General features: G+C 65.9%; 19 protein-coding genes. 10 read left to right on the plus strand and 9 right to left on the minus strand.

Annotation, left to right across the window (positions count from 1 at the left end; all coding sequences use genetic code 11):
• Window positions 1-66: 66 nt before the first annotated feature.
• A complete protein-coding gene (locus tag Q0030_RS35190) occupies window positions 67-1,635 on the minus strand; it encodes a hypothetical protein (RefSeq protein WP_298378027.1) in 1,569 nt (522 codons plus the stop codon).
• A 316-nt stretch (window positions 1,636-1,951) separates the two neighbouring features.
• On the opposite strand from Q0030_RS35190, the gene Q0030_RS35195 reads away from it, so the two are divergent.
• Window positions 1,952-2,269 carry an antibiotic biosynthesis monooxygenase gene (locus Q0030_RS35195; protein ID WP_298378030.1) on the plus strand — a complete coding sequence of 106 codons (318 nt, stop codon included), beginning with the start codon at window positions 1,952-1,954 and terminating at the stop codon, window positions 2,267-2,269.
• Between the two features lie 105 nt (window positions 2,270-2,374).
• Here Q0030_RS35195 and Q0030_RS35200 read toward each other — a convergent pair whose 3' ends face one another.
• The gene (locus Q0030_RS35200) at window positions 2,375-3,562 is read right to left on the minus strand and encodes a DUF2125 domain-containing protein (protein WP_298378033.1); all 1,188 of its coding nucleotides are present in this window, start codon (window positions 3,560-3,562) and stop codon (window positions 2,375-2,377) included.
• Between the two features lie 176 nt (window positions 3,563-3,738).
• Here Q0030_RS35200 and Q0030_RS35205 point away from each other — a divergent pair, with 176 nt between their 5' ends.
• The 3 genes from Q0030_RS35205 (at window position 3,739) to Q0030_RS35215 (ending at window position 9,740) form a co-directional block, all read left to right on the plus strand.
• Window positions 3,739-4,347 (plus strand): gamma-glutamylcyclotransferase, encoded by a 609-nt coding sequence (locus Q0030_RS35205; protein ID WP_298378036.1) that lies wholly within the window; start codon window positions 3,739-3,741, stop codon window positions 4,345-4,347.
• A 117-nt stretch (window positions 4,348-4,464) separates the two neighbouring features.
• Window positions 4,465-6,276 carry a caspase family protein gene (locus tag Q0030_RS35210; RefSeq protein ID WP_298378038.1) on the plus strand — a complete coding sequence of 604 codons (1,812 nt, stop codon included), beginning with the start codon at window positions 4,465-4,467 and terminating at the stop codon, window positions 6,274-6,276.
• 170 nt (window positions 6,277-6,446) lie between these two features.
• Window positions 6,447-9,740 carry an efflux RND transporter permease subunit gene (locus Q0030_RS35215; RefSeq protein WP_298378040.1) on the plus strand — a complete coding sequence of 1,098 codons (3,294 nt, stop codon included), beginning with the start codon at window positions 6,447-6,449 and terminating at the stop codon, window positions 9,738-9,740.
• 72 nt (window positions 9,741-9,812) lie between these two features.
• Here Q0030_RS35215 and Q0030_RS35220 read toward each other — a convergent pair whose 3' ends face one another.
• The gene (locus Q0030_RS35220) at window positions 9,813-10,337 is read right to left on the minus strand and encodes a DUF2867 domain-containing protein (RefSeq protein WP_298378042.1); all 525 of its coding nucleotides are present in this window, start codon (window positions 10,335-10,337) and stop codon (window positions 9,813-9,815) included.
• 536 nt (window positions 10,338-10,873) lie between these two features.
• Here Q0030_RS35220 and Q0030_RS35225 point away from each other — a divergent pair.
• Together Q0030_RS35225 and Q0030_RS35230 are read left to right on the plus strand one after the other, a co-directional pair.
• Entirely contained in the window at window positions 10,874-11,341 is a 468-nt protein-coding gene (locus Q0030_RS35225) for a TlpA disulfide reductase family protein (RefSeq protein WP_298378044.1), read from the plus strand.
• Window positions 11,342-11,450: 109 nt separating this feature from the next.
• Complete coding sequence (locus Q0030_RS35230) at window positions 11,451-12,932, plus strand: aldehyde dehydrogenase (RefSeq protein ID WP_298378047.1); 1,482 nt, start codon at window positions 11,451-11,453, stop codon at window positions 12,930-12,932.
• A gap of 8 nt (window positions 12,933-12,940) precedes the next feature.
• On the opposite strand, the gene Q0030_RS35235 is transcribed toward Q0030_RS35230, so the two are convergent.
• From Q0030_RS35235 to ftsE, 4 genes are all read right to left on the minus strand, one after another.
• Window positions 12,941-13,702: a lysophospholipid acyltransferase family protein gene (locus Q0030_RS35235; RefSeq protein ID WP_298378050.1), complete on the minus strand. Its 762-nt coding sequence runs from the start codon at window positions 13,700-13,702 to the stop codon at window positions 12,941-12,943.
• A gap of 87 nt (window positions 13,703-13,789) precedes the next feature.
• Window positions 13,790-14,509 (minus strand): YdcF family protein, encoded by a 720-nt coding sequence (locus Q0030_RS35240; RefSeq protein WP_298378053.1) that lies wholly within the window; start codon window positions 14,507-14,509, stop codon window positions 13,790-13,792.
• A 159-nt stretch (window positions 14,510-14,668) separates the two neighbouring features.
• Entirely contained in the window at window positions 14,669-15,640 is a 972-nt protein-coding gene (locus Q0030_RS35245) for an ABC transporter permease (protein WP_298378056.1), read from the minus strand.
• On the minus strand, window positions 15,633-16,292 hold the full coding sequence (ftsE, locus tag Q0030_RS35250; RefSeq protein ID WP_021079468.1) for a cell division ATP-binding protein FtsE: 660 nt from the start codon (window positions 16,290-16,292) through the stop codon (window positions 15,633-15,635). Before ftsE ends, Q0030_RS35245 begins: the two co-directional genes overlap by 8 nt.
• A gap of 276 nt (window positions 16,293-16,568) precedes the next feature.
• On the opposite strand from ftsE, the gene Q0030_RS35255 reads away from it, so the two are divergent.
• A complete protein-coding gene (locus Q0030_RS35255) occupies window positions 16,569-17,429 on the plus strand; it encodes an MJ0042-type zinc finger domain-containing protein (protein ID WP_298378060.1) in 861 nt (286 codons plus the stop codon).
• 36 nt (window positions 17,430-17,465) lie between these two features.
• Window positions 17,466-17,843, plus strand: a complete 378-nt coding sequence (locus tag Q0030_RS35260) for a response regulator (protein ID WP_298378063.1) — start codon at window positions 17,466-17,468, stop codon at window positions 17,841-17,843.
• Between the two features lie 411 nt (window positions 17,844-18,254).
• Here the strand turns inward: Q0030_RS35260 and Q0030_RS35265 are convergent, their stop codons facing one another.
• The gene (locus Q0030_RS35265; RefSeq protein ID WP_298378065.1) at window positions 18,255-20,873 is read right to left on the minus strand and encodes a TIGR02302 family protein; all 2,619 of its coding nucleotides are present in this window, start codon (window positions 20,871-20,873) and stop codon (window positions 18,255-18,257) included.
• Window positions 20,874-21,044: 171 nt separating this feature from the next.
• Here Q0030_RS35265 and Q0030_RS35270 point away from each other — a divergent pair, with 171 nt between their 5' ends.
• Complete coding sequence (locus Q0030_RS35270) at window positions 21,045-21,428, plus strand: carboxymuconolactone decarboxylase family protein (protein ID WP_298378068.1); 384 nt, start codon at window positions 21,045-21,047, stop codon at window positions 21,426-21,428.
• A 195-nt stretch (window positions 21,429-21,623) separates the two neighbouring features.
• The gene (locus tag Q0030_RS35275) at window positions 21,624-22,535 is read left to right on the plus strand and encodes an NAD(P)-dependent oxidoreductase (protein ID WP_298378071.1); all 912 of its coding nucleotides are present in this window, start codon (window positions 21,624-21,626) and stop codon (window positions 22,533-22,535) included.
• Between the two features lie 213 nt (window positions 22,536-22,748).
• Here the strand turns inward: Q0030_RS35275 and lysA are convergent, their stop codons facing one another.
• Window positions 22,749-24,014 carry a diaminopimelate decarboxylase gene (gene lysA / locus Q0030_RS35280; RefSeq protein WP_298378074.1) on the minus strand — a complete coding sequence of 422 codons (1,266 nt, stop codon included), beginning with the start codon at window positions 24,012-24,014 and terminating at the stop codon, window positions 22,749-22,751.
• Window position 24,015 lies beyond the last annotated feature (1 nt).

Here is a 24,015-nt window from a genome sequence, read left to right on the forward strand (position 1 = left end):
TCTTAAGGACGGCCGCCGAAGGCGGCCTATGCCTCTCCCCGCACGCGGGGCGAGGTAACCGACGCCCTAGAACGGGTAGTACCTGATCTGGGTCATGACGATGTGGTCGTCGGTCTTCGGCGCGCCGCCGACACCTGCGAAGGCGAAGCGCTGGTTGTAGGAGTACTGGATGCCGGCCTTGATCGCCCCGTAGTCGCCCTTGAAGATCGTGTCGTAGAATCCGGCGGTGTACTGCCGCACTTCCGAGGTGTTGCCGTTGCAGGTCGCCGCCGGGGAGTTCTCGATGTTGCAGCCGAGATTGTTGTAGAGCGGATTGCCGTAGCCGAACGGCACGGTGCCGACATTGGAGAACGTCGCCTTGGTCTTCTCGAGGCCGGCATAGGCATAGAGATCGAGCGACGGCGTCGTGTGCCAGACCGCGCCGAGCAGGAACGCCGTGATCGGGAGCGGTTGGATCGAGCCGTCCTGCCGCACCGTCGCATCCGGGAACGGCGCCGCGGTGAAGCGGCCGAGCGCGCCGTGCGACCCGGAGCCTTGCAGCTCCAGCAGCTTCGGCACGATCTCCGCCGAGAAATGCCCGCCGAAGCTCACCGTATTGACGTCGTGATTGGCGAAGTTGAAGCGATCGTAGAAGTCGCGATACATCGCCCAGCCCTCGACATGCAGCTTGTAGGGCCCGAGCCGCGGGTCCCACGCGCCCTTCACGGTGAAGTCAGGCACGTGATTGAGGCTGACATTGTTGGCGTTGTTGAAGAAGCTGCCGCCCGGCCCGGTGAGGTTGACCAGAAGGTTCGGATTGAGCACGCCCTGCGGGCCGGCCGCGGGCGTACCGACCAGCGGCGCGTTGCCGCCGAAGAACGATGTCTGCGGATTTTCCGCCGAGACCGCGAGCTTGAATTCGGGACCGATATCCTGCCAGACGCGAATGCCGGGCTGCCGCGCCGCGAGGAAGCCGGGCACCGATTCGAAATCGATCACGCCGGGCGCGTCGACCGAGCGCGGATCGATGCCGGCCTTGCTCGGCGCATTCAACGACCAGCTCTGACCGGCCAGGACGTGCAGACCGAGATCGGTGCGACTGACCTCGACGCTGGCCTGCCGTAGCCGCGGGTTGAACGAGTTGGTGGCGACCGAGTTCGCGGTCTGCGCCGCGCCTTCGAAATCCATTTCGCCGTAGCCGGCGACACGGGTGTTGGCGAAGACTTCGGCCTCCGCAAGCACCGAGAAGCGGGTCTGCCGCGCCGAGAAGCGCGACTCGCCGGTGTTGAAGTTCTTGCTCTGGGGGAACGGAATGAAGGCGTAGACCGAGCCGGTGTCGGAGGCGAGATTGCGGGTCCGATAGATGCCGGTGAGATCGACCCAGCCGCCGAAGGTGAAAGTGACGCCCTTGTAGCAGAGCTTGCCCGAGGCGCAGGGATCGAACGGCACCGGCGCCTTGGCCGCCATCCGCGTGTTCTGCATTGCGCTCTGTCTTGCCGCCAGCGCCTCCTCCTTGCGCGCCTGCACTTCCATTTTCTGTTCGAGCTGCCTTAGACGTGCCTTCAGCGCCTTCAGCTCCGACGCATCGTCGTCCGCCAACGCTGGACCTGCCGACAACAGCATGCTGCCGAGCAGAATCCCCCCGAGAATTCGCATTGCTTCCTCCACACGAGGTTGTTTCCTCAGGCGAGAGAGAGCGGTATTCGGGGAATGATATTCGCGGCAGCCCACAATATTGCGGTCACGTTTTTCTCATCGCGGCCGCGGGAATAGTTTGCCGCGATCAGCGATATCGCGCGCGAGGAGTTAAGGAGTCCGCGCAGTGCGGAGGGTGGATTTTGCGCAGCACAATCCGCCTCTCAGCCCGCGGCGATCAAAGGCGGACGTGTAACAACACCGGTCGCGAGACCGAATTGTCGTTCGGCGCCCGCTTCAGGCTGCCATGGACATTCGATGAACGAAGGACAGCAACATGATCGGTGAAGTGATTGTGGTCGGTGACCTGAAGTTGCGGGATGGCGCCTCGCTCGACGAATACAACCGGCTGGGCGAACGCATGTACGACATCGTGAGCCGCCTTCCGGGATTCCTCTCGGTGAAATCGTTCAAGGCGGCGGATGGCGAGGAGATTACGCTGTTTCGCTTTGCCTCGGAGGAGGCGCTTGAGACCTGGCGCCATCATCCGGACCATGTCGAAACCATGCGGCGCGGACATGCCGAATTCTACGCCAGCGGCTTCCTGCAGATCTGCAAGGTGATCCGCGAAGTCGGCCCGTTTGAGCATTCCTGACGATGCGCAGGTGCCTAGGGCGGATTAGTGTAGCGTAATCCGCCATGTTTGGTTGGCTTGCTCGGCGGGTTACGGCTTCGCCTAACCCACCCTACGAAACACCGCTCAGAACAGCGGCGGAATCTGCGCGACCTTCAGCGGGCCCAAAAACACCGCGCCGTCGGCGAAGCGCAGCGGGAAGCTGCGCGCCTTCTTGCCTTCGAGCGTCGCCTCCGTGCCGAGCGAATTGATGCCGGCCGAAATGCCGGCATTGGCGTTCTGCTTGATCACCTTGCCGAGACCGGGGATCGCGCGGTCCAGCGCGCCGAACAGATTGCTGAGGTCCTGGCTCTTCACGCCAGGGGCGACGCGATCGAGCGTCGCCTGCGGCACGCCGTCCTCCAGCATCTTGTCGATGCCGAGCGCGGGGATGACCCGCTCTAAGCCGGCGACCGTCATCTGCAGTTCGCCCTCGATGCGCCCTTGCGCGTTGAGGCGGAGCGTGCCGGCCGCGACCGACAGCACATCGCCCTGCTCGATCCGCGACTGCTGGATCTCGACGCTGCCGCCGGCCGCCTGGATCTCGCGGAACCGATCGGGCCACGGCTTCGGCGAGAAATCCTTCAGGCCGTTCAGCCGCGCATGGATGTCGGCGTTGAACGGCTGGGTGAGCAGCGGATGCACGTCTTGCAGGGTGCCGCCGGCAATCTGCAGCACGGTCTCGATCGCGGGACTGTCCGGGGCCGAGCCGTCGACCTGCCGGCCGTGCAGCTCGATGTGATTGACGCGCGCGACTGGCATCGGCGCGGGACCGCCGGTGCGATCGATGGCGAGATTGTCGAACACCAGCGAAGCGCGCTGCGGCACCGCCGGCAGGCCGACCACGCTAGAGCGTCCAAGGCTCCAGTTCACCGACAGCGTCGGCTGCGCGTTGCGCTCGGCGAGCGTGGCCGGGCCCTTGAACTCTGCGATCACGAGCTTGGGATCATAGATCTGCGCCACGACCAGGATCTCGACCAGCCGCGCCACGAACGACATTTGCGGCGAGGCGGTCTGCGACACCAGCATCACGCTGGGCTGCTCGCAGCGGATTTCGAGCCGGAACGGGTAACCCGCCACCGAGCGCTTGTCGCAGTCATAGACCCGGCCGGCCGTCGCCTCCTGCGCGCGCCAGGCGTCGGCCTGCACCCCGACTTGCGAGGCGGCGAAGAACCAGAAGCCGCTCCACAGCACCGCAGCGATCAGGACCACGACAGGGACAGCATAGAGGCCGAAGCGCGAGCGACGGCGGGGGGTGGAGGTCAAATCGGACATGCGGCGTCCTTTGGCGGTCGAATTTGTCAAAATCGAAGCGGCAGCAATCCACGGGCAACCCCGACGCACCTGTTGCGCAACCCTCGCGCAACCTTTGCGTAACCCTTAGGTAACCCTTGGAAACATCACGGAATCTGCTTCGCTTCGACGGCCTGTTCTGCTAGCCCATCTGCGCGATGTCAGCAAATCCTCCCGATTCCGAAACCGACGGCGACCTCTGGGTGTTCGGCTACGGCTCGCTGATGTGGAAGCCGGGCTTCGAGTTCCTGGAGCAGGTGCCGGCGCGGCTGATCGGCGAGCATCGCGCGCTCTGCGTCTATTCGTTCGACCACCGCGGCACGCCGGAGAAGCCGGGCTTGGTACTCGGGCTCGACCGCGGCGGCGCCTGCCGCGGCATCGCGTTCCGCGTCGCCGCCCGCCTGCGCCACGACACCATCGCCTATTTGCGGGCGCGCGAGCAGACCACCAACGTCTATCGCGAGGTGATGCGCTCGGTATGGCTGGAGAATGCGGCGCGCGATCGCGTCTCCGCGCTGGCCTATGTGGTGGATCGCGGCCATGTGCAATATGCCGGGCGGCTGTCGCTCTCCGAGCAGCTGCGCCTGGTGCAGCAGGGCCATGGCCGCTCCGGCAACAACCGCGACTATGTGCTCTCGACCGTCGTGGCGATCGAGAAGCAGGGCTTTCGTGATGCGCCGCTGCATCAGCTTGCGGCGATGCTGCATGACGCGGGCACGACGCTGCATCGGGATGCGCGCGCGGCGGGCGGACCTGATCCGGCCTGAGTGCGGCCGCGCCATTGGCGTCGATCACATACATTGAGGAACCGGTTCGCGGAATTTTGCCACGGCGCGAACAATATTGTGGTCTCAATTTCCGGTCGCTGGAATGGAATGACCGGAATGCGCCCCTCATTGCCCAAGCTCGCCGCAATCGGCCTGCTGTTGCTGCTGAACTCACCATCTCATGCCGGTTTGAGAGAGGATGGCGCGGCGTGCGACGCCAAGGAGCCGCACCCGGAGCTCGCGATCCCCGCCTGCACCCGCCTGATCGCGGCCAATCCAAGAGGGCGCGACCTTTCGATCACCTATTACAACCGGGCGCTCGCCTGGCATAACAAGGGCGATCTGGCAAAAGCCAGGGCGGACTATGATCAATCGATCGCGAACAATCCGTCGTTTGCGCCCTCCTATGGCCAGCGGGCGAAGGTCTATCTGCAGAACCAGGACTACGACCGCGCGCTGAGCGACTTCGATCAGGCGATCTGGCTCAAGCCCACCGGTCCGTTCAGCGCCGGCTGGTTCAACAATCGCGCCGAGCTGTTCGTCGCCACCGGGGACTATGATCGCGCGCTGGCCGATTACGGCAAGTCCATCGAGCTCGATCCCAACTCCTGGTACGCCTATGTCAATCGCGCGCTGGTCTATGATTTCAGCGGCAAGGACCGGCTCGCGGCCCTGCATTGCCAGGATGCGATCAAGCTCGCGCCGCGCGCAGCCGGCCCCTATTATTGCCGGGCCGTGGTCGAGATCAGCGCCGGCGATCTCGACAATGCCGCGCGCGATATCGAGCGCGCGATCGGCATCCAGGATGGGCAAGCCGAGTTCTACTCGCTGCGCGGCCTGACGCTCGCCAGCAAAGGCGAGCTCGACCAGGCGATGCGCGACTACGACCACGCCACGCAACTGAACGCGCAGGGCGCGCTGAATTACGCGCGGCGGGGCCTCGCCGACGAGAAGAAGGGCGATATCGAAGGCGCGCGCGCCGACTTCCGGCACGCGCTCGACGTCGTCGGCCTCGATCAGCTCGACCGCACGCAGGGCCAGCGCGTCGCCAGGGACGGTTTGCGCCGGCTGGATCAGGTCGCCACAACGGACAAGAGCGTCGGCGCGGATCACGGCGCAGCCAAGCCTGGCGCGGCCAATCCCGCGCCCGTGCTCGCCGCGGCCGTTCCGGTCGCGCCGCTCGGCGCGGGCCCAAAGGCGACAACGACCGAACGGCGCATCGCCCTCGTTGTGGGCAACTCGAAATACCGCTCCGTCCCGGCCCTGCCGAACCCCGGCCAGGACGCCGCGGCGATTGCCGACACGCTGCGCGCGGTCGGCTTTCAGGATGTCCGCCTCGTCACCGATGCCACGCGGGACAGCCTGGTCGAAGCCCTCAAATCATTCGCCAACGCCGCCGACGGCGCCGACTGGGCCGTAATCTACTATGCCGGGCACGGCATGGAGATGGCGGGCGAGAACTATCTGGTGCCGGTCGACGCCAAACTCGCCACCGACCGCGACGTATCGTTCGAGGCCGTCGCCCTGACCCAGGTGATGGGTGCCACCGAAGGGGCGCGCAAGCTGCATCTCGTCATTCTCGATGCCTGCCGCGACAATCCGTTTGCCAACCAGATCAAGCGCACCGTCGCGTCACGCTCGATCGGCAGGGGACTGGCCCAGGTCGAACCCGACAGCGGCACGCTGGTCGTCTACGCCGCCAAGCACGGCCAGGTCGCGCTCGACGGCGACGGCGGGCACAGCCCGTTCGTGACGGCCCTGATCAAGCGCATGCAGACCCCGCGGATCGAGCTCCGCAAGCTGTTCGACCTGGTGCGCGACGATGTCATGGCGGCGACGGATCGGCGCCAACAGCCCTTCAGCTACGGTTCGGTGCCAGGAAGCGAGGATTTCTACTTCGTCGGCGCCAGCCAGAATGCGGCGAAGTAATCCGTGCCCGCGTGGTCGAGAACGATGCGATCGAGAATACGGCCATCGTCGGGCGTCTGTTGCCATCCGACAAATCGCGGCGGGTGTATGACAGCGGCCTGTGACATTTAGGCTTTTGCATCGCGGCGCAGACGGATAGAAGCTCATCCGCGAACATCGACACTGATGCAATGAACCTTTCCGCCCCCTTCATCCGCCGGCCGGTCGGCACCACGCTGCTGTCTCTTGGACTGGTGGTGGCGGGCATCATTGCGTTCTTCAAGCTGCCGGTGTCGCCGCTGCCCGACGTCGACATCCCGACCATCATGGTGCAGGCGACCCTGCCCGGCGCCAGCCCGGCCGATGTCGCCTCCACCGTGGCGAGCCCGCTGGAGCGCCACCTCGGCCAGATCGCCAGCGTCACCGAAATGACGTCGACGTCCTCGCTCGGCTCCGCCCGCATCACGCTGCAATTCGACATCGACCGCGACATCAACGGCGCCGCGCGCGACGTGCAGGCGGCGATCAACGCGGCGCGCGCCGACCTGCCGACCAACCTCCGCGCCAACCCCACCTACCGCAAGTTCAACCCGGCCTCGGCGCCGATCCTGATCTACACCCTGACCTCGGACACGCTGACGCCGGCCGAGCTCTATGACGCCGCCTCGACCGTGCTGGCGCAAAAGCTGTCGCAGGTCGAGGGCGTCGGCGAGGTCTCGGTGGGCGGCGGCTCGCTGCCCGCGGTGCGCGTCGAGCTGATCCCGCCGGCGCTCTACAAATACGGCATCGGACTCGAGGACGTCCGCGCCGCGCTCTCGAGCGCCAACGCACACAGCCCGAAGGGCGGCATCGACGTCGGCGACCAGCGCTACCAGATTTATGCCAACGACCAGGCCCGCAAGGCGGCCGACTACAAGCCGCTGGTCGTCGCCTACCGCAACGGCGCGGCGGTGCGCCTGACCGATGTCGGCGACGTCATCGACTCCGTGGAGAATGTGCGCACGCTCGGCCTTTCCAACGGCAAGCCGGCCGTCGTGATGATCGTGTACCGGCAGTCGGGCGCCAACATCATCAAGATGGTCGACAGCGTGAAGGGGCTGATGCCGCAGCTCAGGGCCTCGGTCTCGCCCGCGATCGACATCACGCTGGCGATGGACCGCTCGAAGACGATCCGGGCCTCGCTGCACGACGTCGAGATCACGCTCCTGATCGCGGTCGCGCTGGTGATCCTGGTGGTGTTCGCCTTCCTGCGCAATGCGCGCGCCACGCTGGTGCCTGTGGTCGCGGTCGGCGTGTCGCTGATCGCGACCTTCGCCGTGATGTATTTGCTCGGCTACACGCTCGACATCTTCTCGCTGATGGCGCTGACGGTGGCGACCGGCTTCGTGGTCGACGACGCCATCGTCGTGCTGGAGAACATTGCGCGCCACATGGATGCCGGGATGTCGCGGTTGGAGGCGACGCTGGTCGGCACCCGCGAGGTCGGCTTCACCGTGCTGTCGATGAGCGTGTCGCTGATCGCGGTGTTCGTGCCGATCCTGCTGATGGGCGGACTGGTCGGCCGCCTGTTCCGCGAATTCGCCATGACGATCACGATCGCGATCGTGATCTCGCTGGTGGTCTCGCTAACGACGACGCCGATGATGTGCGCGGTGCTGCTGCGCAAGGAGGAAGGCCAGCCGCACGGCTGGATTTACCGGATCAACGAGCGCGTCTTCGAGCTGATGCTGAGTGGCTACCGCGCGACGCTCGGCCTCGCGCTGCGCCATCCGCTGCTGGTGATGCTGATCCTCGGCTGCACGCTCTATCTGAACGTCCATCTCTACACGGTGGTGCCCAAGGGCTTCGTCCCGCAGCAGGACACCGGGCTGCTGATCGGCTCGATCCAGGCCGACCAGAGCACCTCGTTCCAGCTGATGCAGCAGAAGCTGACGCAATTCATCGACATCGTGAAATCGGATCCGGCGGTCGATACCGCGGTCGGCTTCACCGGCGGCGGCGGCGTCGGCCCGGGCGGCACCAACACCGGCACCGTGTTCGCCTCGCTGAAGCCGATGAACGAACGCAAGCTGCGCGCCGACAAGGTGATCGAGCGGCTGCGTGATCCGCTGGCTAAGGTGGCGGGCGCCACCCTGTTCCTGCAATCGATCGGCGATCTCGGCGCCGGCGGGCGCTCGGGCAATGCGGCCTATCAATACACGCTGAAGGGCTCGACCTTCGAGGAGCTGAACGAGTGGACGCCCAAGCTCGTCGCGGCGCTGCAGAAGGAGCCGACGCTCGCCGACGTCAACACCGACCAACAGAACAAGGCGCTGCAAGCCAATCTGGTCATCGATCGCGATGCCGCCTCGCGGCTCGGGATCAGCGTCAGCCAGCTCGACAACACGCTCTATGACGCGTTCGGGCAGCGCCAGGTCTCGACCATCTTCGTCGCGCGCAACCAGTATCACGTGATCATGGAGGTCGCGCCGCGCTTCTCGCAGGACCCGCAGACCCTGAAGGAGGTCTATATCTCGACCTCGGGCGGATCGGCGACCGGCACGCAGAGCACCAATGCGGTGGCCGGAACGGTGGCCTCGTCGTCGCAGAAGAGCTCGATCAGTTCGGTCGCCGCCAATGTGGTGCGCAATCAGGCCACCAACTCGATCGGCGCCACCGGCAAGGGCGTCGCATCGACCGGGACCGCGGTCTCGACCAGCGCCGAGACGATGATCCCGCTGTCGAGCGTCGCCCGCTTCGAGCATGGCGAGACGCCGCTTGCGGTCAACCACCAGGATCTGCTGGTCGCCAGCACCATCTCGTTCAACCTGCCGCCCGGCGTCTCGCTCAGCACCGCGACCACCACGATCGAGAGCGCGATGCACGCGCTCGGCATGCCGGCGGGCATTTCCGGCGGGTTCGCCGGCTCCGCAAAGATCTTCCAGCAGGCGCTGGCGAACGAGCTGTTTTTGATTCTCGCAGCACTCGCGACGATCTACATCTCGCTCGGCATGCTCTACGAGAGTTACATCCACCCGCTGACCATCCTCTCCACTTTGCCGTCGGCCGGCGTCGGCGCGGTGGCGGCGCTGATGCTGTCGCACACCGATTTCGACATCATCGGCATGATCGGGGTGATCCTCCTGGTCGGCATCGTGAAGAAGAACGCGATCATGATGATCGACTTCGCGCTCGATGCCGAGCGCCAGCGCGGACTGTCGTCGCGCGATGCGATCTACCAGGCCTGCCTGATGCGCTTCCGCCCGATCATGATGACGACGCTCGCCGCTTTGTTCGGCGCGGTGCCGCTGATGATCGGCCTCGGCGAAGGCAGCGAGCTGCGCCAGCCGCTCGGCATCGCGATCTTCGGCGGGCTGATCCTGAGCCAGATCCTGACGCTCTACACCACGCCGGTGGTCTATCTCTATCTCGACCGCGCCAGGCTCTGGACCCAGCGGCGCCGCGCCGCGCGGCGCGCACGCCGGGCAGCGGCACGCGCAACTTGACTGGGCCGTGCACTCACGAATCCGCAACGCGTGTGCGGAGTAGCGAAGTCCGCGATTCTACTGCAGTTGTGTTTATGCACAGCGTGCCAGGTTGGCCCTGACCACGAGATGATGAAAGGGCCTGATCGCGTTGAGATAGGTGAAGCCCAAGGCATTGTGGGTATGCACAACGGTTGTCGCGATGAGCAACGTGCCTGTTGGAGAATGGCGTCGGAGCAGAGATAGCCGGAAGTCCAGGTGTCGATCATCCGTACCGAGCACAATTTCGTCCTTGCCCTCCCAGTGCACCGGGAAGAAGTCCACCCGTTCATGGCTGTCTGGGGACGTCCTGACCGTATCGGAGGTTTTGATGCCAAAGGGCGTAACCATGGCGTCGCGCAGCGCGATCAACGCCTTTTGCCACGCGGGTGGATTGACGAGTGTCCGCCTCGCCAGCTCGCGCATGCTCGACTGTTCCGATGCACTCAAGTCAATGCTGTAGCTGTCGAGTAAACTGGCGTTCTCGTACCAGCTCGCAACGACACTTTCCGACGGCGGCGTCGTCCGGCGTACCTGCGGTTTGCGGTCTAAACCCATGCTCATGATGATGTCACCCATTCAAGGGGCCAATAGGAAGAGCTATTCTCAGTTTTCGACGCGAGCAATTTCCCTACGCTGAGCTCGCAACTCGTCGCTGGTTTGAAGGTCTTCAACTCTACGGTGATCGACGCGGGGTCTCAAGGCCGATCTGCGCGTTAAAGAATTGATCCCACGAACGATAGAGGGGTCAATGTTCGAAGCTTATTCACACTCAAACCGCGAGGGACTGATTGCGGCTAGCTGCATTGAGAAGGAAGTCCGGTTTGGGTCACAAGAAGGCATCTCCGCAGCCGGGGCCCACCTGTCCGCTTCACCTCTAAAAGCGGACGTCCCGGATTTATGAGTACACGTCCGAAAGTGCGATGCGATCAGGTTGAAGCGTCATCGCGCCTTAGCTTCCTGTTTGAGCATGATCTCCGCGCAAACGTGCGGTCTGCGTTTGTCGCGAGGGAAAACCGCTTCGCATTTTTCCGGATCATGCTTCGCCCGCCGTTGACAGGCCCGCGCCGATCTTGCCAACCTGCCGCAACGTGACAGGCGCAAGGAACCAGGCTGTGACTCCAGCACCAGAAATCGCTGTGTCCCGCTGGTTCAACAGCGGCGAGCCCCTGACGCTGGCCGCGCTGCGCGGCCGCCCGGTTCTGCTGCACGCGTTCCAGATGTTGTGTCCCGGCTGCGTCAGCCACGGCACGCCGCAGACGCAGCGCGCGTTCGAGCTGTTCAAGCATTCGGACCTGCAGGTGATCGGGCTGCACACCGTGTTCGAGCACCACGCGGCGATGACGGACGTCGCGTTGGAAGCCTTCATCCACGAATACCGGCTGACCTTCCCGATCGGCGTCGACGAAGCCGGCGATGGCACGCCGATCCCGGTCACCATGCAGCGCTACGGCATGCAGGGAACCCCGACCAGCATCCTGATCGGCCGCGACGGCAACATCGTGCATCACGGCTTTGGGCAGCAGAGCGACATGGCGCTCGGCGCCATCATTGCAGCCGAGCTGGCCGCGCCGCACGGGTGATGCCGGCCCACACTGCCTGCAACCCATTCCCGCGGTTGCGTTATGACGGTGCGGCGCAATGCGTGATACCGTCTCGTCAAGCAGACCCATCGCCTTGCGGGAGGATCTCATGAAGACCTATCAGCTCTACATCAACGGCCAGTATGTCGACCCCGCCAATGGCGAGTGGTTCGATACGATCGATCCCTATCGCGGTGAGGCCTGGGCCAAGATCCCGCGCGGCACGGCCGCCGATGCCGACAAAGCGGTGAAGGCCGCCAATGAGGCGATGTGGCGCGGCCCGTGGGCGAAGATGACGGCCTCCGCGCGCGGCAAGGTGATGCGCAAGCTCGGCGATCTCGTCGCAGCCAACGCGGAGCGCCTCGCCGAGATCGAGGTGCGCGACAACGGCAAGCTGATGGCCGAGATGCTGGGCCAGCTCCGCTACCATCCGGAGTGGTGGTGGTATTTCGGCGGCCTCGTCGACAAGCTCGAGGGCGGCTTGGTGCCGATCGACAAGGCGGATACCTTTGCCTACACGACGCATGAGCCGGTCGGCGTCGTCGCGGCGCTGACCGCGTGGAATTCGCCGCTGCTGTTCGTCGCCTGGAAATGCGCCGCCGCGCTGGCAGCCGGTTGCGCCGTGGTCGTCAAGCCCTCGGAATTCACTTCGGCCAGCACGCTGGAATTCGCGGCACTGACGAAAGAGGCCGGCATTCCCGACGGCATCTTCAACGTGGTGACCGGCTTCGGGCCGGAGGCAGGCTCCGCGCTGATCGCCCATCCCGGCGTCGCGAAAATCACCTTCACCGGATCGGATACCACGGGCGCAAAAGTCTACGAGACCGCGGCCAAGAGCCTGAAGCGGGTCTCGCTCGAGCTCGGCGGCAAGTCGCCCAACATCGTGTTCGAGGATGCCGACCTCACGGCGGCTGCGGCCGGCGCGATCTCCGGCATCTTCGCTGCCACCGGCCAGACCTGCATCGCCGGTTCGCGCCTGCTGGTGCAGAGCTCGATCAAGGAGAAGTTCGTCGCGCGCGTGCTGGAGCTGGCGAAATCCGCCAAGATCGGCGATCCCATGCAAGCCGACACCAATGTCGGTCCGATCACGACGCCGGCGCAGTACAAGAAAGTGCTCGACTACATCGATATCGCGAAAGCCGAAGGCGCGCGCTGCCTGCTCGGCGGCAAGCCGGCCACAGGCGACGGCATCAAGGGCGGCCAGTTCGTCGAGCCGACCATCTTCACCGACGTCGACAACACCATGCGGATCGCCCGCGAGGAGGTGTTCGGCCCGGTGCTGTCGATCATCTCCTTCGACACCGAGGAAGACGCCATCCGCATCGCCAACGACACGATTTACGGCCTTGCCGCCGGCATCTGGACCAAGGATCTCGCGCGCGCCATCCGCGTTCCGAAGCAGCTCCGCGCCGGCACCGTGTGGGTCAACACCTACCGCGCCATCAGCTACATGATGCCGTTCGGCGGCATGAAGTTCTCCGGCGTCGGCCGCGAAAGCGGCATCGACGCGGTGCGCGAATATCAGGAGACCAAGAGCGTCTGGATATCGACCGCGACCGACGTGCCGGCCAATCCGTTCGTGATGCGGTAACTCTCCGTCTACACCTTCGCCGCCCCCGGCACGCCGCTGAACAATTTCGCCTGTTCGGCGCGGCCGGCGTCGACGATGCGGGTGGTGGCGGTTTCGATCGCCTCGCGCAGGCGGCTCATGAACTCGTCGCGCGGCAGGCCCGGCGGCAATGGATCGAGGAATTCGACCACCAGCGTGCCGGGATAGCGCATGAAGGTGCGGCGCGGCCAGAACAGCCCGGAATTGAGCGCGATCGGCAGGCACGGCACGCCGCTCTCGGCGTAAATCTGCGCGACGCCGGCCTTGTAGTTCGGCGCAGCGCCGGGCGCCGTGCGGGTGCCTTCCGGAAAGATCACGAGTTGCCGGCCGAGCTTCACCTCGGCCGCCGCACGCTTCAGCGTCTTGATCAGCGAGCGCGGGCCGCCGCCGCGCTCGACCGAGATCATGCCGACCTTCTTCAGGTACCAGCCGAACACCGGGATCATCATCAGCTCGCGCTTGAGGATGAACAGCGGATGCTCGAAGAAGCGCACCAACGCGAACGTCTCCCAGAACGACTGGTGCTTGGAGGCGACGATCAGCGGCCCCGTCGGAATGTTCTCGACGCCGCGGAACTCGATCCGGATGTTGCAGATCACGCGCATCAGGAACAGGCTGGTGTTGGCCCACGCGGCCTCGATCGCCATCATCACGCCGCGCGGCAGCAGTAGCGCCGGCAGCGCGACGATGCAGAGCAGCACCAGCACCAGATAGAACAGCACGTTGAAGATCAGCGAGCGCAGGAAGATCATTTCAGTCCTTGTTTGAGCATGATCTCCGCACAAACGCGTGCTGCGTTCGTCGCGAAGGAAAGCCGCTCCGCATTTTTCAGGATCATGCTAGTCCCTGTCCGCCTGCGCCGTTGCCGGGCGGCGTGGCGTAGCTGCCGGCTGCTCGGCGAGATCCGAGGTCAGGTCGAGGCCGATATCGGCCAGCCGCACCCGCATCTCCGCGGCGACGTATTTGGCGTACTCCGATAGCAAGAGACGGAACGTTCCGCCACTCGTCCACCACGGCTCGTCGCGCCATTTGTCGCCGACGACCGCGAACGGGATCAGCGTGATATCCGGCATCGCATGTGACAGTTCCACGATCGCCCGCGGCATGTGGTAATTCGAGGTCACCACGATCAGCGACTTGAAGCCGCGCTCGTGCGCCCAGCGCCGGGTCTCCGCCGCATTGCTGCGGGTGTTGACCGCCGAGCGGTCGAGATCGACGCAGCACCGCATCAGCCCCTGGCTGTCCGGCACCGAGCGCGAAATGTCGCTGGCGTCGTTGGTCGGATGCACGCCGGAGATCAACAGGCGCTTGCCGTAGCCCGCGGCCAACAGCTCCATCGCGTCGGATACCCGCGACGAGCCGCCGGTCAGCACCACGATGCCGTCGGCATTATGCGGCGGATCGGTCTCGACGCCGCGCAATTGCGACAGGAAGCCGATGAAGCCGACCGCGGCGGCAACGAAGGCAAGCGCCAGCGGCACGACGATGACGACGCGCAGCCAGCCGCGCGCCTGCGCGGCATGGCCTTTCGGCGACGTATCGTCGGGCTGCAAACTCATGTGATGCGGATATCCTTCCCCTTGGGGATTTTAGAGCATGATCCGCAAAAGTGGAAACCGGTTTTGCCTGGCCAGGGCCGCGCGGATGCTCGCGAAATCACACTCTGGCGGCGAAACGCGATCACGAAACCGGCCCCATGATTGCGACGCTGCGGGCCGTCAGTCGATGTCGTCGAGCGTGGCGAACAGGGTGCGCCGCGACGCCCATGCGGTGATCGCCGCGATCAGCACCGCCTGCAACGCTAGGACGAGGTAACCCGACGGACGCAGCGAGAACGTGCCGAGCAGCGCCGCGAACTGGTCGCCCACCGGCGTGCCGGAGAACCAGTTGGCGATCGACTCGGAGAAGCCGAACGCCAGCATCGCCGCGCCGCCGCCGATCAGCCCGCCCTCGAGGCCGAGCCGGAGGAAATGCCGCAGGAAGCGGTTGGCAATGAAGCTGTCACCGGCGCCGACGAAATGCAGCACCTCGACGATCGGACGGTTGGACGCCATCGCGCCGCGGGTCGCGAACGACACCGAGATGATGGTGGCGATGATCACGAGGATCAGGATGCCGACCCCGGCAAACACCGTGGCGCCGGTCATCGAACGCATGCGCTCGATCCAGGCGCGGTGATCGTCGACGCTCGCGGTCGGCGCCGCCTGCGTCACCCGCGCGCGCAACGCGGCGAGATCGAGCGTGGTGCCGGGCTGCACCCGCGCCACGATCACGCGCGGCACCGGCAACTCGTCGATCGAGAGCCCGCTGCCGAGCCACGGCTCCAGCAGCTTGGCGGATTCCTCCTTGCTGAACGGACGCACCTCGAGAATGCCGGACTGCGCCCGCATCGCCTCCACCGCGGCCTGCGCATCGCGGTCAAGGTCGCGCCCCGGCGAGGGGCGCACCTGGATGGTGATCTCGCTCGACACTTCCGATTGCCACTCGGCCGCCGATGCGCTGACCAGCAGCACGGTGCCTGTGGTCAGCGAGGCCAGGAAGGTCATGATCGCGACCACTGCGACCAGCGCGCGGCCGGAAATCGAGGCGCGCGGCACGATCGGCGACATGTTGCGCGCGGTGGCCGGGACCTGCGGGCGTTCGCGCCCGAGATCGACCAACGACACTTTCTCGTCGCCGCTCCTACTCATAGATGTGCAGCCGTCCCTGATGCAGCACCAGCCGCCGCGCCTCGTATTGATCCATCAATGTAATGTCGTGGGTCGCGATGATAACCGCGGTGCCCGATTTGTTGAGCTCGATGAACAGCCGCAACAGGCGGCGCCCGAGCGTCGGATCGACGCTGCCGGTCGGCTCGTCCGCCAGCAGCAATTGCGGCCGCGAGATCACCGCGCGCGCGATCGCTGCGCGCTGCTTCTCGCCGCCCGACAGGATCGGCGGCAGCGCATCCATGCGCTCGCCGAGGCCGACCCATTTCAAGAGGTCGATCACCTCGCGGCGATAGGTCGACTCCTCGCGGCCCATCACGCGGAACGGCAGCGCGACGTTCTCATAGGTCGTCATGTGGTCGAGCAGACGGAAATCCTGCAGCACGATGCCGATCCGCTTGCGCAGGTCGGCGACCTGGTCCTTGCTCAGCAGGGAGACGTCCTTGCCGAACAGATTGACCAGCCCGCGGGTCGGCCGCAGCGACAGGAACAGCAGCCGCAGCAGCGAGGTCTTGCCGGCGCCGGACGGCCCGGTGAGGAACTGGAACGAATGCGCCGGGATCATGAAGGAGAGGTCGCGCAAAATCTCCGGGCCGAGCCCGTAGCGCAGACCGACATTTTCGAACCGAACCAATGCGCTAGCTCCGTTCGAGAGGGCCTGTGGCCCAATACCCCGCTCCAGGGCCTTTTCCGTTCCGATGAAATCGGAACGGGGCTCTGGATTCTTGTTTGGACGCGTTTTCTTCACGCGAACCGGTACCCACTTCGCTCGAAAACGCTTTCGCGGCCCGAACCCCCGCCGAGCGGCCGCGAACCGCACAGAACGCTTGTGCGTCGGTTATGGTTTCCGATTCGTTAACGGTCGTTCAGTAGCATCCGGGCATACCACACGGTGGAGATTCGGCTCCATATGCATATCGTTTGCCCGCATTGTACAACATCCTACGCCATCAATCCGGCCACCCTGGGTGAGGCCGGACGCACGGTCCGTTGTTCCCGCTGCCGCGAGGTCTGGCTGGCCCGGCCGGAAGACGCAATCGGGGCGACCGCACCCACTTTGGCCTACGAGGCCGCGGGCTCCAATCTCGCCGCCGAATGGGACGCGATGGGCCGCGAGGAGGCTGACGCGACCCCGATGGTCGAGAGCCCCTCGATTTCGGCCGATTTACCCGCCGACGGGGACGCCGCCACGGAATGGCCGGCGGTAGCCGAGGCGGATGCCGCGGCCCATGCCGGCCCCCGGGAGGCCGGACAGCGCCGCTTCCGTCTGCCGCAGTTTCCCCGCCTGTTCCGCCTGCCGTCGCTCCCCCGGATTCCCTTCATGCCCGTGATCGGCGCCCTGCCGACCACCTGCGCCGCGATGGGCGCGCTGATCATTGCGCTGTTCGTCTGGCGCAACGACGTGGTGCGGCTGCTGCCGCAGACCGCGCTGTTCTACAAGATGGTCGGGCTCGACGTGAATTTGCGCGGCCTTGCCTTCAAGGACCTCAAGATCACCAACGAGACCGTGGACGGCAAGCCGGTGCTGGTGATCGAAGGCATGATCGTCGGCCAGACCCGGAAGCCGGTCGAATTGCCGCGGCTGCGCTTCTCGGTCCGCGACGCGCAGGGCGCGGAGATCTATGCCTGGAACGCGGTGCTGGAGCAGCCGGTGCTCAATCCCGGCGAGCGCGCCTTCTTCAAGTCGCGCCTCGCCTCGCCGCCGCCTGAAGGCCGCAATATCGACGTACGCTTCTTCAACAAGCATGATCTCACCGGCGGCCGCGCCTGAGGCTGGGGCCACCACTTTCGGAAACCGACCATCACCATGACGCGTGTTCTGATCGCCGACGACGAAGACTCGATGCGCTCGCTGGTGGCGCGCGCCATCGCCATGGACGGCCACGAGACCGTGACCGCGCAGGACGGCGCCGAGGCGCTGGAGATGCTGACGCGCGATGAAGGCGCGTTCGACCTGCTGCTCACCGACATCCAGATGCCTGTCATGGACGGCATCGCGCTGGCGCTGACCGCGGCGCGCGATTTCCCGGCGCTGAAGATCCTGCTGATGACCGGCTTCGCCCACCAGCGCGAGCGCGCCTCCGGCCTCGAGGCGATCGTGCATGACGTGGTGACCAAGCCGTTCTCGGTGGCCGATATCCGCACTGCGGTGGCGGATGCGCTGGCGGCAAGGAAGGCGCAATAGCTCGTCATTGCCGGGCTTGACCCGGCAATCCATGGCCGAAGAACAACTCTCGCGAAGCTCGATGGATGCGCGGGTCAAGCCCGCGCATGACGAGGGTGGTGCGCGGTGCTTTCCGCGTCGTCATTGCAAGCGAAGCAACTCGCTTCACATTTGGTGTCATGCCCCGCCACCGGGTCGCGCGAACGCGCGCCCGATGACAGGCTCCAGCGGGGCATCCAGTACGCCGCGGCTTCTCGATTCCATCGCTGGCGTCTCTGGAATACTGGATCGCCCGGTCGAGCCGGGCGATGACAGTAGAGGGCGCGGGGCCTTCGCCTCCGTCATTGCGAGCGAAGCGAAGCAATCCATGGTTCAACGCGGGCGGAAGCATGGATTGCTTCGTCGCTGCGCTCCTCGCAATGACGAAGAGCCTCAGTAGTCCTTCAGCAGCCGCTCGATGTAGTCGAGCTCGAGCTGCGGCCGTGACGGATCGGCGAGGCGGCGGCGCAGCTCTTCGAGGATGCGGCGGACGCGCTGGACGTCGATCTCGCCGGGGATCTTCACCGTGTAGTCGTCGCCGAATTCGCGGCCATGCAGCGGGCGGCCGAGCGGATCGGTCTGGTTGCCGCCGCTCTGCTGGCGGCCGGCGCGGTTGCCGGGGCCGTCACCCTGCTGGTCGCCATCGCCCTGCTGCATCGCATCGGCAAGGCTCTGCGCGCCCTTGCGCAGTGCATCCAGCGCGCGGCCTTGCGAATCCACCGCGCCGTCGGCATTGCCCTCGCCGAGCCGCCCGGAGGCATCGCCCATCGCGGAATCGGCCTGGTCGAGCCCGTCGCCGTCGTCATCACCCTGATCGCCGCCCTGGCCGTCACCCTGTTCGCCGCTCTGCTGGCCATCCTGCCCCTGCTGGCCCTTGTCGCCACGCTGTCCCGGGCCCATGCCGCGCTTGGCCAGTTCCTGCTGCAGCTTCTTGAGCCGGTCGCGCAGACCCTGCTGGTCCTGCTGCAGGTCGCCCATGCTCTGGTCGCCCTGCTTGCCGCGCATGCGATCGCGCCGGGAATCCTGGCCCTGCTTGAAGGTCTTGTCGCGCAACTGCTGCTGCTTGCGGATCATGTCGCCGAGCTCGTTGAGCGACTGCTGCATGTCGTCGTCGCCCTGATTGGGCTGCGCCATCTGCAGGTTTTCCAGCATCTGCTGCATCTGTTCCAGCAACTGCCGCGCCGCATCCTTGTCGCCGGAGCGCGACAGCCGCTCCATGCGATCGAGCATGTTCTTGAGATCCTGCTGGCTCAGCACCTTGGCATTGGGATCGAGCGGGCGCGCGAGCTGCTGCGGATTGTTGCGGAACTGCTCGACCATCTGGCGCAGGAAATTGTCCAGCGCCGCGCGCAGATTGTCGGTGAGCTTCTTGATCTCCTCATCGCTCGCGCCGCGCTCCAGCGCCTGCTTGAGCGCGTCCTGCGCCGCGCGCAGCGCCTTGTCGACGTCACTGATGTTGCCGTCCTCGATGGTGACGGCGAGCGCCCACAGGCTGGCGACGACCTCGCGCAGCTGGTCGTCGGTGCGCGCCGCCTCGAGCTGGCGGCTCACGGTGTGGAGGCCGAGATAATAGCCGGTCTCCGGCATGAACATTTCCGGCGCGATCATCAGCGCGTCGAGCGCGGTGTAGACTTGGCCGTTCTGGTTGGCATCGAGCGCCAGGATGCGGCGCTGCTCGATCAGCGCCCGCGCCAGCGGCTTGGTGAACAGCCGCTCGGGCAGGCGCATGTTGAACGGCTCGCTCTTGCCCTCATTGCCGGCCTCGTCCTTCGCGGTCAGCGTCAGCGTCACGTCGGCGCCGGCGTAAGGGTCCTCGCTGAGGTCCTTGACGGTCTGGCCGACGCCGTTGCGGGTGCGCGCATTCGGCAGCACCAGCGGAAATTGCGGCGGCTCGAACAGCGGTCGCGGTTGCGCGGCCTTGCCGTCGGCATCTTTCGGCGCATCGGCCGGCCGCGCCGCGAACTGCGCGCGCGCTTCGGTCACGCCGTAATCGTCCTCGAGCCTGTAGGACATCTGCAACGCGCCGCGCGCCTGCCGCTCCGGATCCTTGGCGAGCGCGATCGACGGCGGCCGGTCCGGCGTCGCGGTGAATTTCCACTGCGGCTGCCCGGCCGGGGCGCGGACATGCGCGGTGCCGTCGCCGGTGATCTTGAAATGCCGCTCATTGGTGCCCTTGGGCGCCTGCCCCTCCGGCGCGACCTCGGCGACGCCGCCGCCGACCACGACGTCGATGGTGCCGCCGCTGGAGCGCACCAGCAGCGTGCTGCCCGAGGGAACCGCGAGCGGGGTGGCGTCGGCCGCGTTGGCGTCCTTGTTGGCGTTGGACAGGATGATCGGCGGCTTGCCGGTGTAGTTCGGCGGCGTCACCCAGGCGTCGACCCGGACATTGGCCGGCGCCATGATGCCGTTCCAGTCGAACGCGGAGGCGACCCGCAGGCCGCGCTCGTCGCCGGCGGCGACATAGGTCGCGACCAGCATCACGATGACCAGCGCGCGCAGCGCCCAGGGGTCGTGCAGCGAGACGCGCGGCCGCGGCAGGCCGGCGCGGATGCGCTTGAGCGAGGCCAGCGTGCGCTCGCGCTGCGCCTGCCACAGCGCCAGCGCGAACGGATCCTTGTTGGTGAGGGTGTCGGAGAGCGTGGTCGCCGGGCGATGGCGGACGCCGGCGCCGCGGTCGAGCCGACTCAACCCCTCCTCGCGGCTCGGCCAGCGGAAGCGCAGCAGCGGCAACAGCGCCGCGACCGCAGCTATGCCGAACAGGCCGGCGCCGGCCACGCGTGCGGCAAACGGCAGCACCAGCCACAGCCCGGCCCACGACGCGACCAGGAACAGACCGGCGACCGTCAGGACCCGCGCCAGATGCGGCCAGGCCCGTTCCCACGCAATCGCGAATTTCGCCCGGTGCAGAGCCTCGGTCAGCTTCAATTGCGTCAGCTTCAGCCGCGCGTCCGTATCGCTGTCGCGGGCGGCGCGTGACGGGGTGTCAGACGGGTCGATGTTGGCTCCGCTCAAAAAAATCTCCGGGGTAGCCGGCAGGTCAGCCTAGCACAGCGGCGGCTTTGAGGCACCCGTTCCGGGACGTAACCCACACCGGGAAATACGCATAACACGAAGGCGTGACTGCGGCGGTTCGACCCCGTAACGTCCCGGCCGAACCAACGCCTTAACGCATGAGGAAACGACATGGACCAGAAGACGCACGACAAGGGGCTCGATATCCGCAAGGCGGTGCTCGGCGAGGCCTATGTCAACAATGCGCTGAAGAATTCGGACAGCTTCAACAAGCCGTTCCAGGAACTCGTCACGGAATATTGCTGGGGCGCGGTCTGGGGCCGCGAGGAGCTGCCGCGCAAGACGCGCAGCATGCTCAACCTCGCCATGATCTCGATCCTGAACCGGCCGCACGAGCTGAAGGCGCACATCAAGGGCGCGCTGACCAACGGCGTGTCGCGCGACGAGATCCGCGAGATCTTCATGCAGGTCTCGATCTACGCCGGCATTCCCGCCGGCGTCGACAGCTTCCGCATCGCGCGCGAAGTGTTCGCCGAACTCGACAACAAGGCGTGAGGCGCACGCCGCCTCCGCATCGTCGTCCCGGCGAAGGCCGGGACCCATAGCCACAGGCCTTCGTGGTGAGAACACGCTGGGGCTCCAGCTGAGCACAGCAATCAAGCGCGGTGGTTATGGGTCCCTGCTTTCGCAGGGACGACACCGAATGTGGGGCGCGCAGCTCGGCGCATAACGACATAAAGGAAACGACTCATGGAAATCGGATTCATCGGCCTCGGGAAGATGGGCTTCCCGATGGCGCGCCGGCTGATCGAGGCCGGCCACAAGCTCACCGTGTTCGACACCAGCAAGGACGCGCTCGATAGGCTGGCTGCGCTCGGCGCTGCGGCTGCGACGTCGCCCAAGGATGTCGCCGACCGCGTCGAGACCGTGATGGCGAGCCTGCCCTCGCTGCAGGCCTCGCTTGAGGTCGCGACCGGCACCGGCGGCGTGATCGAGGGCACGCGCGTCAAGCGCTTCATCGATCTCTCCACCGTCGGCTCGCAGATGGCGGTGAAGATCCACGACCTGCTGGCCAAGAAGAACATCGTGCAGATCGACAGCCCGGTCTCCGGCGGCGTCTCCGGCGCCGAGAAGGGCACGCTGGCGGTGATGGTGTCGGGCCCGCGCGCCGATTTCGAGCTGGTGAAGAGCGCGCTCGATGTGATCGGCAAGGTGTTCTTCATCGGCACCAAGCCGGGCTCCGGCCAGACCATGAAGCTCGCCAACAACTTCCTGTCGGCGACCGCGATGGTCGCGACCTCGGAAGCGGTGGTGATGGGCGTCAAGTCCGGGCTCGATCCGGCCGTGATGATCGACGTGATCAACGCAGGCTCCGGACTGAACACCGCGAGCCGCGACAAGTTTCCGCGCTCGGTCTTGCCGCGCAGCTTCGACTTCGGCTTCGCCACCGGGCTGATGGTGAAGGACGTGCGGCTTGCGGTCGAGGAGATGCGCTCGCTCGGGCTGTCGATGGAAGTCGCCGAAGCGGTCGGCCGGCTCTGGGAAGTCATCATTCGCGACGAGGGACCGGAGTCGGATTTCACCGCGGCGATCAAGCCGATCGAAAAGGCCGCGGGCGTGATCGTCGGCGGCGGCAAGGGCGGCAGTCACGCCGCGAAGTAACGCCGTTGACAAAATAGCGCTGTCGTCCCGGTCAAGCCAACGGGTCGGCGCGAAGCGCCGCCCGATGACAGGCTCCGCGCGACCCGGGACCCATAACCATAGGCGTTTGTGGTTCGAGGAGCTGGGGCCACAGCTTGCCGCAACAACAACAAGCGGTGGTTATGGGTCCCTGCTTTCGCAGGGACGACACCGAGAATGAGGCGTCAGCGCGGCTCACAGCCAGGGCGCGGGCTTGTCCATCGCGATCAGGGCGTCGACGTCGATGCGCGGGCGGACCACGGCGTACTGGTCGTCCTTGACCAGCACTTCCGGCACCAAGGGCCGCGTGTTGTAGGTGCCGGCCTGCACCGCGCCATAGGCGCCGGCGGTCATGATCGCCAAGAGATCGCCGGCCTTCGGCTGCGGCAGCGAACGGTCGAGCGCGAGATAGTCGCCGGTCTCGCAGACCGGGCCGACCACGTCGGCGACCATGGTCGGCGTGCCCTGCGCAGGCTGGCGCACGGCTAAGATGTCGTGATGCGCTTCATACAGCGTCGGCCGGATCAGGTCGTTCATCGCGGCGTCGATGATCACGAAGTTCTTGGCATCGCCCGGCTTCACATGGATCACGCGGGTGACGAGGATACCGGCATTACCGACGATCAGGCGGCCTGGCTCGAACATCAGCGTGCAGCCGAGATTATGCGTGACGCGCTTGACCATCGCGGCATAGGCGGCCGGCGCCGGCGGCGCGGCGCGATCCATGTAATAGGGGATGCCGAGGCCGCCGCCGAAATCGATGTGCGAGATGTTATGGCCGTCGGCGCGCAGCGTCTGCACGAATTCGGCGAGCAGCCGGAACGCCGCCTCCAGCGGACCGAGATCGGTGATCTGGCTGCCGATATGCACGTCGGTGCCGGTGACCTTGATGCCCGGCAGCTTCGCCGCGCGCGCATAGACCTCGCGGGCGCGCGCGATCGGAATGCCGAACTTGTTCTCCGACTTGCCGGTCGAGATCTTGGCGTGGGTGCCGGCATCGACGTCGGGATTGACCCGCACCGAGATGCGCGCGGTCGTCTTCATCTCGACCGCCAGGCGCGACAGCATCTCGAGCTCCGGCTCGGACTCGATATTGATGCAGAGGATGTCGGCGGCGAGCGCGGCGCGCAGCTCGCCCTCGGTCTTGCCGACGCCGGAGAACAGGATTTTCGACGGCGGGATGCCGGCCGCGAGCGCCCGCTTCAACTCACCGCCGGACACCACGTCGGCGCCGGCGCCGAGCTTGGCCAGCGTGCGCAGCACCGACTGGTTGGAGTTGGCCTTCATCGCGTAGCAGACCAGCGCCTTCTCGCCGGCAAAGGCCTCGGTGAAGACGCGGTAGTGGCGCTCCAGTGTCGCGGTCGAATAGCAATAGAACGGCGTGCCGACGGCCTCCGCCAGCTCAATGAGATTGACCGCCTCGGCATGCAGCACGCCGTTGCGATAGTCGAAATGGTTCATG

This window comes from uncultured Bradyrhizobium sp., from assembly GCF_947648125.1.
Classification (GTDB): Bacteria; Pseudomonadota; Alphaproteobacteria; order Rhizobiales; family Xanthobacteraceae; genus Bradyrhizobium.